Genomic DNA, 15,563 nt, shown 5'->3' with positions numbered 1-15,563 from the left:
GGTGGCGGGATTGTACGGGCGGCGACTCACGCGTCAAGGGCGCCTTCGGCGTCGGGCTTCGCCCGATGACGGCCTGGCGGCCGTCACCCTTGACCCGCGAGCCTCCGCCGCCCTGGGCAGGCCCCTCCGGGGGCAGGCTGGCGCCTGCCTGCCTTGCCCCCGCCACCACCACCGAACTGCCTTGGGGGAGGTCTGTTTCGCCACCCTGGCCACGGGGCTGGGTTCGGCTCGGTCACTTTGGCGACGGGCCTGGATCGCGTTCGTCGCTTCGGCAACTGGGCTTGGGTCGCGTTCGTTTCCTTGGCTGCTGCGGGTCTCAGGGCGCCTCTGTCATTCCTCAGTTCTGCTTGCCCCGCATCTACTTCCCCGGCCTTGCCTTCCGGTGGCGGTACAGTGATTGTGTGGGGCGCCTCTCGGTGGTGATGCGGGTCAAGCTGGTGCTTGCCCTCTTCCTGCCTGCGCTCTTCCTTGCCTTGCCCGCGCTTGACGGGCAGGGGGCGCTCGGCCTGGCCACGGCCCTGACCGCCGGTATCGCTGCCGCCTTTGTTGTTGCCGTTGTGCTGCAGGGGCGGCTTGAAGCCGCTGTGCCCATGCACGTCCGCACCATCAGTCTGCGGGAGCGTGCTCGGCTCGCCAACTTCGTTCGGCTGCGTGATCCCGATGCGCGTGGGCGTACTCGGCCACGCGCTCCGTCACCGGACAGCGCGGCTGCCTGATCTCACAGGTAGTCGCTTCCGCCTGTCCGTAGTCATGTCTCGTAGACGGAGCGAATCCCTTGTTCGACATCTTTCTCTACCCTGTTTCCGCCGTGCTCTGGTTCTGGCACGCGCTCTTCGGTGTTCTGTTCGGGCCCGACGCCGGTCTTGCCTGGGTGTTGGCGATCTTCTTCCTCGTTTTCAGCCTTCGGGTGCTGCTGATCAGGCCTGCGCTCGGTCAGCTTCGTGCCGCTCGCAAGATGCAGAAGCTTGCGCCGCAGGTGCGGAAGATCCGTTCGAAGTACCGCGACGACCGGCAGCGGATGACCCAGGAGATCCAGAAGCTCCACGCCGATGCCGGCACCACGCCCCTGGCCGGCTGCCTGCCCGCCATCCTCCAGATTCCCGTCTTCCTCAGCCTCTACTGGGTCCTTCGCGACTTCACCCCGGGTGCCCCGGCCAACCACGCCTTCGATCGTGCCGGTGTGGTTTCCTTCCTCAACGGTGATGTCTTCGGGGCCAAGCTCGGCAACTGGATCCACCAACCCGTCGCCGTTCTCGCGCGGTTCGGGACTGACCGGGCGCACATGATCGCGGTTGGGGTGCCGCTCATGCTCGTTGCCGGGTGCGCCACCTTCCTGTCCATGCGGATGGGCATGCGGCGGCAGAACAACCCGAACCCGCAGGTCGCCGCGATCAGCAAACTGTTCATGTACCTGGCGCCGGGTGGGATGCTCGTGTCCGGGTTCCTCTTCCCCGTGCCGATCGGGGTGTTGCTCTACTTCCTCGCCAACAACGTGTGGACGTTCGGGCAGCAGCACTTCCTCACCGCGCGGGTCGACCGGGAGGAGGCCCTGGCCGCGGAGTCCAGGAAGAAGGTTGCCGGGCCGCGGCCCGGGCAGAAGCCCAAGCGGCGTTAGTCCAGCGGGTGCGGTGGGAGTACCGGCAGGCGCAACCGCTTGGCGCGCAGGGACTTCCACCGCACCGCCGCTGCCAGCAGGCGGCGTTCGGCGCCGGCGGTTTCCGTGCGGTTGGCGCGGGTTCGGCGCAGCAGGGGCTTCAGGTCTCGTTCCACCCTTGTCAGCTCGGCCAGGCGTTCCCGTACCGCCTCGAGCCGGTGCCACTGGCGCATCAGCAACACCGTCGTGAACTGGGCAACGCGACGCAGCTCGTACTCCGCCACCGCCTCCAGGTCCGGGTCCGGGGCCTCGCGGCGCAGGGCGACGCGGAGGAACCCCAGGCCCGCCAGGCCCTCGTCCAGGCGGTTGTCGCGGCGGCCGCTCACCGCGTCGCCGTGTTGGCGGTACGAGTGGAGTGGGCGGTTGATGAACTCGATGCGGCCCGCGGCCAGCGCCACCGCGGCGATCCACTGGTCGTGGAACGCCGACGGAGTGCCTGGGGGGAACGGCAGCACCTGCTCCCGCACGACGTCCGCGCGCACCATGCTCGCCGCGCCCGTCACCGTGTTCAGCAGCAGCATCGAGTCCAGGTCGGTCCACTGGTTGCGGCGGTGGCGCCAGAACGACTGCGCCACCACCTCGTCCCGCTCGTCGATCAGGCGCATGTCCGCGTACGCCAGCGTCACCGCCGGGTCGTCGAACCGGTCGATCAGCGTGTCCAGCTTGTCCGGGTCCCACACGTCGTCCTGATCGGACAGTGCGATCAGGTCCGCGTCGGCCGGTGCGTGTGTCAGTGCGCGCTCGAAGTTCCGGTAGAAGCCGGCGTTCTCCTCGTTCGCCACCACGGTGAAACGGTCGTCGCCGTCCACCAGGTCGCGGATCGCCGCCACGTGGTCGTCGCCCGAGGCGTCGTCGGAGATCACGCACACCCAGTTCGTGTGCTTCTGCGCGCGGATCGAGTCCAGCTGCTGGGCCAGGAACACGCGGTCCGGACGGTAAGTCGCCATGCAGATCGCGACCTTCGGGCCGTCCGACGGCCAGCGCGCGGGCACCGGCTCCAGGTTCGTGGCCACCAGGGACACCGTCGGCAGCTCGCGCGACAGCACCGTTCCGTCGTCCAGCGTCACCCGCAGTTCCAGCGGGAGCGAACCCGGGGCGTCCACCCCCGCGATCGGGATCCGCACGGAGACACCGCTTCCGTCCGGTACCCGGATGCCGCCAGGTCGGAGCGCCGCGACGACGTCCGGGCGGTAGTGCCCCCGGCTCGCCGGCACCTCGCGTGACCCGGCCCGCACCGAAACCGAACGCACGCCGATGGATGCGTGCGTGACCCAGCCGGTCAGCTCCAGCACCTGACCCGCGCCGACCGGCACCGTGGACGGCACCGGCAGGTCGTAGTGCAGACCGGCCTCCCGCGCGGACGCGGCCCGTGCCCGGTACCGGCCCGCCACCAGGGACGTCAGCTTCGGCGCTCGTTGACCCAGCTTGCGCAGCAGGCCGTCCGGCTCGTCACCCGGCCGGCCGAAGGCCAGGTCGCGGAGCCCGCGGACCAACCGGCCCGCCGGCCACACCGACCTGTGTGCGGTCCGCACCAGCGACGAGTTCTCCAGCGCGTCCAGCCGCGCCCTCGTCCGGCCCAGCCGGGAGCGCAGGTCGGCGGCCTCGGCACGGACGTCAGCCAGCGCCGACTCGGTGCGCTCGTTGGCCTCCCACGCCCGCGTGGCCTCCTCGACCGCCATGGCCAGCTCGCTGAACGCCCGCCCGATGCGGTCGTCCTTCAGGTCCAGCTCCGAGCGGGCCATCGCCAGCCCGTGCTCGGTCTGCTGCAGGCGCTCGGTGAGGTCGTCGACCCGCGCGTTCTGCTCGGCCACCCGGCCGGCCAGCTCCTCCGCCCGCGCGGCCGCGACGTCCCGCTCGTGCTCGGCGGCCCGGCGTGCGTCGCCGGCTGCCCGCAGTGCCCGGATGCCGCCCGCCAACTGCCACAGCGGCTCGCCGTGGTCGGCGTGCACGTCGTGCTCCAGGGCCACGGCGATCCGCTCCGCCGGGTGCCCGGTCACCTGCTCCTGCAACGCCGCCTCGGCCGCGACCAGCTCGGCCCACCGCTCGGTCAACGCGTCGCCGAGCCCGGTCAGCGCGCACAGCTCGGTGAACACGTCGTGCACTGTGCGCGCCGGCCACGGGTGCGGCGAGTGCCCCTGCACGACCTCGCGCGCGAACTCCAGCAGCGCCCGCAGCATCACGAGCTCCGCGTCGACGCCGTGCCCCGCGTGCCACTCCCGGTCGACGCGGGATACGCCCTCCGGGCCGATGATCAGGTTGCCGGGGTGCACGTCGAGGTGGTCCGGCGGCAGGACCGGCACGTTCGGCCGGTGCGGCAGGTACGGGTGGGGCAGGTTCGCCGGGTCCAGCGGGCGGGCCTGCGCCAGGCAGGTCTGCCGCCACATGCCGAGCAGCCGCGCCAGCTCGCCGACGTCGTGCGTGCGCATGGCGTCGAGCAGGTAGGTGTCCATCGCGCGGCCCGGCCGCAGCGGCTCGGTCACCTGGTGTTCCTGCCGCAGCCAGGAACGCGCGTCACCCAGTCCGCTGTGGACCGTCTGGAGCGTGAGGTCCGTGGTGAGCCGGCGGGTTCGCCGCCACACGGGCCGCCGTGCGCCGCTGACCAACCACGCGAGCCCCGGATCGACCACAGTGGACAGCGCGCCGGGGGAGCGGGCGGCGACGACGAGGAACGACGGCGCGACGACGTTCCCGATGCCCTCGGCCATCGCGAGGCGGTGCGCGGTCCGGCCGGACACCACGCCGTCGTTGCCGCCGAACGAGCCCTGCAACGGGTCGCGGACGAGCTTCTCCACGAACTCCGGGCCGTACCGGAACGCGTTCTCGTCCAGCACCACCCTCGGCAGCTTGTAGTCCGGGTACGGCAGCAGCCACCGCTGCGCCGTCAGCCCGACGCCGGCGAGCAGGCCCTGGAGCGTCCGGCGGGTCCACGTCCGCGGGTTGCGCCCGGCACCGGGGAAGTCCGCGAGCCCGATCCACGCCTTGTCGTGGTGGTCCTCGACCCCGCCGAGCAGGTACCGCAGCCCCAGCTGGTTCTCGATCGCGAGGACGACGACCCCGTTGTCCGTCAGCGAGTCCGCGACCGCCGGCAGCAGCGTGTACGGGTCGTCGTACTCCAGCACCCCGCAGATCATCGCGAGGTCGAACGGCCCGGCACCGGTGAGACCCTCGGTCAGCGTCGACGACACGATCCGCACGTCGGCCAGGTCCCGGCAGCGTTCCCGCGCGGCGTCCGCCCGCGGCGGCACGCCCTCGATGCCCAGCACCGAGGCACCCGCCTCACCGAGCGCCCGCGACAGCACGCCGGACCCGCAGCCGAGGTCGACCACCCGCAGCCCGGGTGTGATCCGCAGCGGCGCGAGCAGGCCGAGCCGGGACGGCGAGAAGTGGTAGGCCGTCTCCCACGACGTGACCAGCGCGGACAGCTCCGTCGAGCCGGCGGAGACGTCCTGCGCGGCCCGCAACGCCGCCAGCACCGCCGACTCGGCTCCGTTGGCGTAGTCGATCGTCATCTACTGGTCACGAGGCCGGCGGGAACTTCTTGGTTTCCTTCGCCAGCAGGTCGGTGAACTCGGACTCGACGTTGGCCGAGTCCGGACCGAACACCTCGACGCGGACCATGTAGCCGTCGGTGAGGTAATGGGCACGGAACACCGTCACCTGCTGGCCGCTCTGCGGGTCCGTCGTCACCAGCTTGCGGACCAGCACGCCGTCGTCCTGCTTGACCAGTTCGTACTTCGCCTGCTCGTAGAGCCCGTCCATCGCGTTCAGCACCTTGGCCGGATCCGCGCCGTTACCGAGCTTGAACGCCCAGATGCCGCGCCGCAGCCCGTTCTCGTTGGTGACCAGCCCGCCGATCTCGGCGACCCCGACCGACTGCATCAGCTCCGGCTCGCCGGCGGCGGGCTGATGGTTGGCGATCGCCTCCTGGATGGAGAAGGTGTGGTTGAGCAGCTCCTCGTCGCCGGGCAGCTCGACGAACGGCCCGTCGGGCACGTTCGGCGGCGGGGACGTGGTGGTGGTCGTCTTCTCCTGGGTCTGGCTCGTCCCGCCGCCACCGTTGTCGGCCTGGTTGTTGCCCTTGTCCCGGATCCCGAAGAACCAGATGGCGCCGCCGACGAGCGCCAGCACCACGACGACCGCGACGATGATGCCGACGGTCCTGCCGGTGCCGCCGCCCGACTTCTCCTCGAAGACCTCCGGCCCCTGCCGGGGCCAGCTCTGCTGCCCGAACTCGGGAGGTAACTCCTCGTTCGCCCACGGCGGCGGGCTCATGTTCGGCTGCTGGGGCTGGTGGGTCTCCCACGGCGGCGGTACCGGCCGCGGCGGGAACTGCGGAACCGGTTTGTTGGACACGATCTGCGTGCTGTCCGCGTCACCCTGGCCGACGACCTGCGTGCGGTCGCCGCCCTGCCCGGGCACGATCTGCGTGCGGTCCCCGAACGCCGGCTGCTGTGCCTGCGGGTTGACCGGGCGGAACACCTGCGTCGGGTCGCCACCCTGCTGCTGGGGCTGCTGGGGCTGTTCCGGCGCGCTCTGGCCGGAGGCCTGGGCGATGACGCGGTCGCGCCGGGTGCGGTACTCGTCCGCGGAGATCTGACCGGACGCCAGCGCACTGTCGAGCTGCGCGAGCTCGTCTTGCCAGGACATGAAGTCGCCCTCCAACACAGATGGTGCACCGCCGCGCGCTACCCCGCATGACCTGGCAAAGACTATTGGGTGGAGTGTGCGACGACGGTGTCGGGTGGCCGGTTACTTACCGGGCGGAGCCGCGTCCGTGACAGCGGTGATCGCCTGCTGGAAGTGGGCTCCGAGATCGTTCGCCTCACCCAGCGGGACCTGTAGCACGCTCAGCTGGATCGTGACGTCACCGTAGGTGTAGACGCCGCGCACGGCGGCCGCGTCCTTGTTGCTCACCGTCGTCACGGTCACGCCCTTGGGCACCCCGTCGAGCCGGGTGTCCGTGAAGCCGAGCTGCTTCTGGACGTCGAGGACCTTGCCGGTGAGGTCCCTGGCCGCGCCGGCGCTGTCGCTCTTGTAGGCGTACAGCAGGTAGCGGTAGTTCTGCTCGGAGTACCCGGAGTAGGTCAGCTGCTTGACGCCGGCGTCGGCGAGCAGCGTGGCCTCGGACGGCGCGATCACGGCCAGCTGGCTGGCCCGCGTGATGTCCATGTCGCCGGTGTTCGAGGCCGGGTCGCCGGGCAGCTCGATCTTGGTGATGTCGACCGGTTCCGGCTGCGAGCCCGTGCCCGGCGCGGAGTTCTGCGTCGTCTTCTGGCCGGCGGTGTCGTTGCCGCCGCTGTCCCGGAAGCCGAAGAACCACACGGCGCCGCCGGCGACCGCCAGCACGACGACCACCACGACGGCGATCACCCACGGCTTCGGGCCGGTGCGGGCGGGCTTGTTGCTGGTGAACAGGTCCTGCGCGTCGAGCGGGGTGACCGCGGGACCGCCGACCTGCGGTGGCACGGGCGGGAACGTGCCGACGTTGGTCTGCGACTGGTGGGTGGGCGGCAGGGTGGCCCAGGGCTGCTGCATCGCGGGGGAGGCGGGCTCCCCGGTGACCGGCTGAACCACCTGCGTGCGCTCGACCCCGTTGTCGCCGCCGGCTCCGTTGGTCGTGCTGGTGCCGTTGCCCCTGTCGGGGGGCTTGGTCGGGTCCGTGATGATCTGCGTCACGTCCGCCTCGGTCTCGCCGGCACCCTCGACGTTGACCACCTGCGTGACCTCGGCGAGGTCGGGGGTGTCGGGGGTGTCACTGTGTGCGGCGTTCAACGAGCTGGTGTGGTCCGGCTCGTCGGCCAGCGGGAGCTCGCCCGGGGGACCCAGAACGGGTGACGGGGGCTGCGCGGACGAGGCCGCCGCGAGGATCTCGTCCCGGCGCTTGCGGTACTCGTTGGCCGAGAGCTCCCCGCCGGCGAGCGCGCTATCGAGCTGCCTCAACTCTTCCTGCCAGGTCATCCGGCGCCCTTTCTGCGGAGTTGCGTCCGCGATTTTCCCACTTGCGATACCACCGGACGCATGGCACCTCGACGAAGCGGTACAGCAGGTCAGCGACGACCGCGGTAGCGACTATCGCGATGAGGAAGGCCAGTGTCGTACCTGTGGTTGTCGAGAGTAGGTGAGGCGTCACGTACAGAACCGGCACATGCACCAGAAAGACCGCATAAGTTCTGTTCGCTACGCCTCTCGTCCACCGCCCGGCGACCAGGCCGCCGTCCAGCCGGCAGCAGACGATCACGAGCAGCGCTATGCATACCACCATTCGGGTGTATCCAGGAATAGCCGGGGTGAGATCGCTCGTCATGTCTGCCCGTGCGAGCAGCAGGCACTGCAGCACGCCGTACGCGAGCGCGGCGAGCGGGTGCAGCCTGCCGAGCCGCGCGAGCCCGACGAGCTGGCCGATGAAGAGGATCGGCAGGAACGTGATGATCACCCGCAGCATGTGCGTGGCGGGTGTCGACTCGTCGTGGACCACGGACAGCAGCACCGAGACGACCGTGACGGCCAGCGCGGGCGGCAGCCACGGCCACCGCCGCAGCAGCGGGATCGTGGCCGCGACGAACAGGTAGTAGGCGATCTGGACGGCGAGCGTCCACGTGACGAGGTCGAGCCCGGTCTGGTTCGGCACGAAGAAGTTCGTGAGCGTGAGGTTGGTGAGGAGGTCGCGCACGTCGACGGGGCCGGTGACGCCGGCGGGCACGTGCACGACCGCCAGGACCCACACGAGCAGCACGACCGCCCACAGCAGCGGCACGATCCGCACGGCCCGGCGCGCGACGAAGCGGCCGGGGCTCTCGCGGAACGCGGCGTGGGTGATCACGACCCCGCTGACGACGAAGAACGTGCAGATGCCGAACGCGCCCATGAGCGCGTCGAGCCGGAGGGGGCCGAGGACGGCCGCGTCGAGGTTCTCGTCGAACCGCCACCGCTGCCCGCCCGAGGCGAACCAGCCGTGGAGGTGGTCGTAGACGACCATGACCGACGCGACGATGCGCAGGGCGTCGAGGCCGTGCAGGTACCTCATGGGACGACCACCAGCGCGAGCGCGGATCCGACCAGCAGTGGCACCTCGGCGACCAGGGCGAGGCCACGGGTGACCGGGTGCGCCGCGACCGCGGTGGCGGTCGGCCCCGGCCGGACCGCGACGAGGAACAGCAGCGCCGCGAAGGTGGCCGCGACCGGGTACCACCACCGCCGCAGCCCGGGGAGGGCGTCGTCGGCGGCGATGACCGCGCCGAAGCAGGCGGCGCCGAGCAGCACGCCGGCCCAGGTCGGCAGCGTCCCGCCGAGCGTCCACCGGGTCACGAGTCCGATGAGGACCAGCGGCAGGAACTCCAGCAGCCGGGCCATGTCGTGGTAGACGAAGAAGCACACGCACGCCGTCGCCACCAGCGCCGGCACGGCCGTCAGCACCAGTCGTACCGGCCGGCGGCCGCCGATCGCGTAGCCCGTGGCGGCCAGCAGCAGCATGACCGCGAGTGGCCCGAAGTCCTCACCGAGGCCGAGTGGCCGGTTGACCCACTCGCGGACCGTCGCGACCGGCTCCGGGTTCAGGCCGTGCCGCGCGAGCCAGAGTCCGAGGACGTACCCGTACGCGCCGAGCAGCGCGGCCCCGGCCCGCAGCAGCGTGACCGGCACCGTCCGGATGTCGGCGGTCACCGGGGCGGCCACTGCGCCAGCTGCCTTCCCGCCAGGGTGGCGAAGGCGTCGTCGACCTTCGCCTGGTCGGTCCCGTAGGCCTCGATCCGGATCAGATACGGCCCGCGGACGTAGTGCGCGCGGTAGCCGGAGAACCGCTGGCCCCCGGCCGGCCGCTGCTCGCGGACCAGCACGTCCCGGTCCGGCGTCGGGGCCTGCCGCCAGCCGCCGGCCGCGTACAGGTCGTCGATGGCCCGCAGTGCCTGCCGCGGATCGCCGCCGTCGCGGACCGACATCTGCCACAGGCCCTGGGTGATGCCGTCCTCGCGGGCGACGTACGCGTTGACCTCGACCACGCCCGCGTCCGTGAGGACCTCCGCCTCGCCCTCAGGCAGCACGGACGGCGCGGTGCCCTGCTTGACCGTGGCGGTGTCCGTCACGAGCACGCCCGGCGGCCGCACGATCGCGAGCCGCTCCGGGTTGTCCGGCAGCCGGGGGTCGCGGTCGGGCACGGTGACCCGCTGGCCGGCGAGCGCCGGGTCGGCACCCGTGCCCCACACCGCGATCGCGCCCACGGCGAGTGCCGCGAGCAGCACGTGGACCAGGACGACGATGTGGATGCGCATCAATCGCCCATTCTGGCGCAGGCCATCGCTGGTCCGGGTGAAGAGCTACGAACCGCGGCGGATGAGGTAGGTGAAGCTCTCCCACTCGCCGCCGGCCATGTCGTCCGGCACGATGTTGACGATCTCCGAGCCGCAGTGCGTGAACAGCAGGCGCACGAGGTCCGAGTCCATCCCGAACATCTCCATGCCGCCGTCGTCGCGCCCGCGCGGGGCCGGCTTCGGGTCGACGACCAGCTCCTTCTGCGGGCTGAGCGCGGGCACCTCGGCGACGGTCTCCCGCACCACGGTCACGCGCGTGTGGACCGTCTCGCCGCCGGCCTCCGCGAACCAGGCGACGGCCTCCTGCACGACGTCCAGCTCGAGGTCGTACTCACCCGGCTCGTCCGGCGCGACCACGGGCAGTTCGATCTCGACCGCGGCACCGGGCGCGAGGTCGTGCGGCAGGTCGGTGCGGCCGTCGTTCCAGCGTGCCGGCTCGCCGTCGCGGAGCCAGTGGTTGCCGAGCCGGATCAACCGCCCGGCCGGCCAGAGCCGGTCGCTGACGTTGGTCACCCGGGCCCGCACCGGCGCGGCCTGCCCGACGCCGACCGGGCTGGGCACGTCGAGCAGCTCGATCCGCGCCCGCATCGCCGACTCCGGCAGGTCCTCCGGCCGGCTCGGGCGGAACGGGATCTGCAACACGAGCACCCCGCCGTCCCGGACGACGCGCTGCAGCTCGACCAGGCAGGCCAGCTGCACGGCGGGCGGCGAGTGCTGGATGGAGATGAGGCTGACCACGGAGTCGAACGACTCGTCCGCGAACGGCAGCCGGTGCCCGTCGTAGGCGACGAACGAGATCCGGTCCGGGAACTGGTTGATGCGGTTCGCCTCGTCGATCATCGACTGCGCGATGTCGACGCCGACGACCTCCTTGACGTGCGTGGCCAGGCCGTTGGCCAGTCGCCCGGCACCGCAGCCGAAGTCGAGCGTCCGGTCGCCGAGCGAGAGCCCGGCCTCCTCCAGCAGCCTGCGCACCCGCGCGATGGGCTCCGTCGCGGTGGCGAGGAAGTCGTCGACCTGCCACCCCCCGTGCCGCCGCTCGGGATCGGTGAGCACCGCCCACAACGGGTCCACCCTGCCGAGGTTTTCCCACGTCGACTTCAGCCGGTCCACTGCCATGGCGGCAAGCCTAGGGTGTGGCGACCTCCTCGGTCGCGGGCCGGTCCCGGCGGGCGCGGGCCAGGCCGAAGCGCAGGGCCAGTACCAGGTCAGCCAGGGTGTGGCCGACCCGCAGCATGAGGCTCACCGTCGCCGCGGCGGCGGCGCCCAGCAGGGGGGTGAGGGCCAGGATCAGGACCGCTTCCCGGGCACCCACGCCGGCGGGGGCCAGGAACACCAGCAGTCCCACCAGCCAGCCGAGTGCGAACGAACCCGTGCAGACCACCGCCAGCTGCCACGCCGAGTCGGTGAACGGGGCGGCCAGCAGGTACCCGGCCGCGCCGTAACCCACCCACGCCGGCAGCATCCACAGCAGCGGCCGCACGAGCCCGGACCACCGCAGCTCCGGCGGGGTCGACCCCGACCGCTTCGCCAGCTTCCGGGCCAGCCAGTTGATCACCTTCGGGTGCAGCAGCACCAGGGCCAGCGGGACGCACAGGCCCGCCCAGCCGAACCGGTTCACCAGGTCCGGCTGGCTGACCAGCAACAACGCACCGACCAGTACCGACGTCACCGCGTGGACGACCAGGAACACCGAGCCGGCCAGCAGCGCCGACGGGCCGGGGACGCCGCGTTCGCGCGCGAACTTCATCTGCGCCAGGAACGGCCACACCGAGCCCGGCAGGTACTTGCCGACCTGTGCGGGGAAGAAGATCTCCCGCGCCGCCGACGACGACACCGGTGAGCCCAGCGCGGCGAGGCAGTGCTTCCACACCTCGGCCGTCGCCAGCAGGCCGAGCACGATCCCGGCGAACGCCAGCACCGGCCGCCACCACGCGATCCTGCCCAGGGCGTCGGCCATCGACGGGAAGTCGTCGCGGAGGGCCCACACGGCCACGCCGACGGCGACCACCACGAAACCGATCGCCAGCAGGTCAGCCCGCCGGCTCGGCTTCGGGGCGGCCGACTCGCTAGTCACGCCAGATCAACCCGGTGGTCGTCGGGTACGGCAGGGTCGGGGTGCCACCCTTGAGCAGCTCGATCCGCAGGCCCGGCATGGCCGACAGCACGTCCCAGTACCGCTTGCGCCTGATGTTGTCGAACACGACGACGCCGTCGTCGGCCAGGTGGTCGAGCGCGCGGCGGAAGGCGTCGATCCTGGCCCGGCCGTCGACCACGACCAGGTCGAACGGGCCGCCCACCTCGTCGATGGTCGAGACGTAGTTGGCGAAGTCGAGGTCGGTGTGGCCGACCCGGCCGGAGCGCACGGTCGTCTCGGCGGTGGCCACCGTCGGCGGCACGACGTGCAGCTTCGCGTTGCCGGTGGTGTCGGCCGCCAGCATCTCCTTCACCGACTCGGCCCAGTTCGTGTCGTGCTCGACGCTGTCGATGCGGCCGGCGCGCCTGGCCAGCCACACCGTGCTCGCGCCGGCGCCGTACTCGAAGATCCGGGCGTCGGGCCGGTTCGACAGGAACTCGTCGACACGCTCCATCGCCGGGTAGCTCCACCAGGCGAGGTCCATCCGGACCATCTCTTCGGCGTCGAAGATCGAGAACAGGGTGCGGACGTGCCGCGCCTTCGGCGACTCGCTCTGCTCGAGCCTGTCCAGCAGCCCGGTCCTGTCGACGACCTTCCGCACCGACCGCACGCCCGTGACGTACGCGCCACGCAGCCCGCTCATGCTTCGACCTTCTCCGTCGCGGCCGGCAGGACCGCGTCCCGGGCCGTCGGCTCGGCGGGGGTTCGTTCCCGGATCAGGTCCGTCGCCTCCCGGCGGTTGGCCGTCCGGTGCAGCACGATCTCCGCGATCAACCCGATCGAGATCAGCTGCACGCCGAGGATCACGAGCAGGATGCCCAGCATCAGCAGCGGGCGGTCGCCGATCGCCTGGCCGCCGAAGAGCTTCACGACGGTCAGGTAGGCCAGCGTGACGAAGCCGATCAGCGCGGACAGCAGGCCGAGGCCGCCGAACAGGTGCGCCGGACGGCGGCCGTACTTGGTGATCGTCATGACCGTCAGCAGGTCGATCGCGCCGCGGACGTACCGCTCCAGGCCGTACTTCGACTTGCCGTGTTCGCGCGGGCGGTGGTTCACCGCCAGCTCGCGCACCTGGTAGCCGGTCTGGTGCGCCAGCGCCGGGATGTACCGGTGCAGCTCGCCGTACAGGGGGACGCGCCGGTAGACCTCGGTCCGCGCGGCCTTGAGCCCGCAGTTGTGGTCGTTGATCTTGAGACCGGTCATGACGTTGGTCATCAGGTTGAAGAACTTCGACGGGATCCGCTTGCCCAGCGGGTCCTTGCGGTCGGCCTTGTGGCCGGACACCAGGTCGGCGCCGTCGTCCAGCTCGGCCAGCAGGCGCGGCACCTCGGCGGGGTCGTCCTGCAGGTCGGCGTCCATGGTGACGATCCGCTCGCCGCGCGCCTCGTCGACGGCCGCGGCCAGGGCGGCCGCCTTGCCGAAGTTGCGGCGCAGCTTCAGCGCCCGCACCCGCGGGTTGTCCGCGGCGAGCTGGGTCATGACCTGCCAGCTCGAGTCGGTGCTGCCGTCGTCGACGAAGATGACCTCGTAGCCGGTCTCGGGCAGCGTCGCGAACGCCGCGTCGATCTCGCCGACCAGCGTGGTCAGGGTCGCTTCCTCGTCCTTGACCGGGATCAGCACACTGACCTGGACTTCTTGTTCAATGCTCACTTCTGGTCCTCGTCGTCGACTTCCGCCGGCATCCAGCGCTTCGCGCCGCTCTCCAGAATCACCACGACACGGAGGTCGGGGTCGTCCGGGCCCACCATGCCGAACCCGGTGTCCGCGTTGATGCCCAGGTACACCTGGGCGATGTCCGACCGAACCCGGTCGCTCACGCCCCCACCCACGACCTTGCCGGTCGAGTCGACGAGAACGGTACAGCGCACCGGGTCCTTCGCGCCCGTCGCCCAGCCCCACACGAGCTGTGACCCGGGCTTCTCCTCGACCTTGTCGACCAGGCCCACCGGCGCGCTCGGGATCCCGCTGCCGGTCGGCGGCTTCAGCTGCGCCACCCCGCTGAGGTCGATGTGGTCACCCAGCTCGGGGCCGCCGCACCCCAGCGTGAAGCTGTCGTTGAACGGGTAGTGGCCGAGTGCCTCGAGCCGGGGCACCAGCTTGTGGTCGGGCGTGGGCAGTGCCCACCCGAACGCGTTGAGGTAGCCGGCACGCAGCGCGACCGACTGCATCTCGTGGTCCTGGTCCTCGAGCCGGACCTCGTTGGCGGTCGGCACGCCGAGCGCGAACCCGGTGATGCCGGCGACGGCGAACCCGATGGCCAGCTTGCGCCAGTGCCGCGCGACGAAGGTGTGCAGGACGGTGCCGGCGATGACCAGCAGCGGCAGCGAGATCAACACCGAGATGGAGGTGTAGCGGCTGTGCTGGCTGTAGTCGAGGCCGAAGTCGATGCGGGAGACGGCGATCATCGCGGCGCCGAAGAACGCGTGGCAGCCCAGCCCCCACCAGAACCGCAGCTCGGGTTCGCGTGCCGCCCTGATCGTGGCGAGCGCACCGTACCCGCCGAGGATGGCCGCGCCGGCGAGCACCGCGACACCCGTGTTGTTGGCCGCCCAGATGTGCCCGACGACCGCGAGCAGGCCGAAGATCGCCGTGCCGAGGTCGCTGTCGGTGCCCGACCCGGCCGCGTTGTGGTTGATCGACATCCAGCCGACCACGATGACCGCGCCGGTGACGAGCGGCAGGACCCGCCGCCACATCGGCTCCTTGCGCATGATCGCGATGAGCGCGAGCGACGGCCAGGCGGCGAACGCGGTGCCGTAGGTGATGCTGCCGAGCAGCGCCAGTGCCCAGGCGGGCCACCACCTGCCCTTGACCGCGAACAGCAGCGCGCCGACCGAGATCAGGTTCGCGGTGAGCCAGGCCGCGCCGCTCATCGAGTGGGTGAAGTTGTGCAGCCCGTGCAGGCTGAAGATCAGCGCGGACGTCGCGAGCACGATCGCCGCCCGCACCACGACCGGCAGGCTCCTCGGGATGGCGAACCGGATCAGCACGACGGTCGCGAGCGCGATGAGGATGTCCAGGTAGCCGAGGTACCGCTGGTTCCCGCCGAACATCGTGGCGTCGCCGTAGAACAGCAGCGACGGGATCGCGATCAGGTGCTCGTTCGACGCCTTCCACAGGCCGCCGAAGTTGAACGAGCCGTCCACGTTCACGAACCGGACCAGCGCGTACCAGTAGTCGACGAAGTGCAGCTTCGGCGACTTGGCGACCTCGACCGCCATCGCGGCGGCCGGCACGAGCGCGAGCAGTTCGATGAGGCGGGCCAGCCACGCGGTCGTGGCGAACCGCCGCAGCCGCGCCAGCCAGTCGGTCCCCTCGGTCGCCGGCGCGTCGGCGTGCTGGTCAGGCGCCGAATCCTCCGCCGAGTCCTTCGTCACCGTGCTAGTCACGTCACATCCTCCGGGCGATCGTTACGCCCAATACCATGTCAAAGGCCGGCGTGTCGATGTCGCGCGCCCCCGTCGGCCGG

At 71.2% G+C, this 15,563-nt stretch carries 13 protein-coding genes; 2 read left to right on the top strand and 11 right to left on the bottom strand.

Features of this window, described 5'->3' with window-relative positions; genetic code table 11:
• Nucleotides 1-401: 401 nt before the first annotated feature.
• Nucleotides 402-716, top strand: a complete 315-nt coding sequence (locus ACJ73U_RS09170) for a DUF6412 domain-containing protein (protein WP_407777118.1) — start codon at nt 402-404, stop codon at nt 714-716.
• Nucleotides 717-808: 92 nt separating this feature from the next.
• Nucleotides 809-1,615, top strand: coding sequence for a membrane protein insertase YidC (gene yidC, locus ACJ73U_RS09165; protein ID WP_407777117.1), 807 nt, complete (start codon nt 809-811; stop codon nt 1,613-1,615).
• Here yidC and ACJ73U_RS09160 read toward each other — a convergent pair.
• The 11 genes from ACJ73U_RS09160 to ACJ73U_RS09110 form a co-directional block, all read right to left on the bottom strand.
• Nucleotides 1,612-5,163, bottom strand: coding sequence for a glycosyltransferase (locus ACJ73U_RS09160; protein WP_407777116.1), 3,552 nt, complete (start codon nt 5,161-5,163; stop codon nt 1,612-1,614). The genes yidC and ACJ73U_RS09160 overlap by 4 nt on opposite strands.
• Before the next feature lie 7 nt (nt 5,164-5,170).
• A complete protein-coding gene (locus ACJ73U_RS09155) occupies nt 5,171-6,301 on the bottom strand; it encodes an SHOCT domain-containing protein (protein ID WP_407777115.1) in 1,131 nt (376 codons plus the stop codon).
• 102 nt (nt 6,302-6,403) lie between these two features.
• Nucleotides 6,404-7,612 (bottom strand): SHOCT domain-containing protein, encoded by a 1,209-nt coding sequence (locus tag ACJ73U_RS09150; protein ID WP_407777114.1) that lies wholly within the window; start codon nt 7,610-7,612, stop codon nt 6,404-6,406.
• Nucleotides 7,578-8,678, bottom strand: a complete 1,101-nt coding sequence (locus ACJ73U_RS09145; RefSeq protein WP_407777113.1) for an acyltransferase family protein — start codon at nt 8,676-8,678, stop codon at nt 7,578-7,580. Before ACJ73U_RS09145 ends, ACJ73U_RS09150 begins: the two co-directional genes overlap by 35 nt.
• Nucleotides 8,675-9,313, bottom strand: coding sequence for a hypothetical protein (locus ACJ73U_RS09140; RefSeq protein WP_407777112.1), 639 nt, complete (start codon nt 9,311-9,313; stop codon nt 8,675-8,677). Before ACJ73U_RS09140 ends, ACJ73U_RS09145 begins: the two co-directional genes overlap by 4 nt.
• Nucleotides 9,310-9,918, bottom strand: a complete 609-nt coding sequence (locus tag ACJ73U_RS09135; RefSeq protein WP_407777111.1) for a hypothetical protein — start codon at nt 9,916-9,918, stop codon at nt 9,310-9,312. Before ACJ73U_RS09135 ends, ACJ73U_RS09140 begins: the two co-directional genes overlap by 4 nt.
• 45 nt (nt 9,919-9,963) lie before the next feature.
• Entirely contained in the window at nt 9,964-11,076 is a 1,113-nt protein-coding gene (locus ACJ73U_RS09130) for a methyltransferase domain-containing protein (RefSeq protein ID WP_407777110.1), read from the bottom strand.
• Nucleotides 11,077-11,086: 10 nt separating this feature from the next.
• A complete protein-coding gene (locus ACJ73U_RS09125) occupies nt 11,087-12,034 on the bottom strand; it encodes a lysylphosphatidylglycerol synthase domain-containing protein (RefSeq protein WP_407777109.1) in 948 nt (315 codons plus the stop codon).
• Nucleotides 12,027-12,737, bottom strand: a complete 711-nt coding sequence (locus ACJ73U_RS09120) for a class I SAM-dependent methyltransferase (protein WP_407777108.1) — start codon at nt 12,735-12,737, stop codon at nt 12,027-12,029. Before ACJ73U_RS09120 ends, ACJ73U_RS09125 begins: the two co-directional genes overlap by 8 nt.
• Nucleotides 12,734-13,744: a glycosyltransferase family 2 protein gene (locus ACJ73U_RS09115; protein WP_407777107.1), complete on the bottom strand. Its 1,011-nt coding sequence runs from the start codon at nt 13,742-13,744 to the stop codon at nt 12,734-12,736. Before ACJ73U_RS09115 ends, ACJ73U_RS09120 begins: the two co-directional genes overlap by 4 nt.
• The gene (locus tag ACJ73U_RS09110; protein ID WP_407777106.1) at nt 13,741-15,483 is read right to left on the bottom strand and encodes a hypothetical protein; all 1,743 of its coding nucleotides are present in this window, start codon (nt 15,481-15,483) and stop codon (nt 13,741-13,743) included. Before ACJ73U_RS09110 ends, ACJ73U_RS09115 begins: the two co-directional genes overlap by 4 nt.
• Nucleotides 15,484-15,563 lie beyond the last annotated feature (80 nt).

Origin of the sequence: Actinophytocola sp., from assembly GCF_045807065.1 — a bacterium.
Lineage (GTDB): Bacteria > Actinomycetota > Actinomycetes > Mycobacteriales > Pseudonocardiaceae > Actinophytocola.
This window is presented reverse-complemented; position numbering and strand designations above follow the sequence as displayed.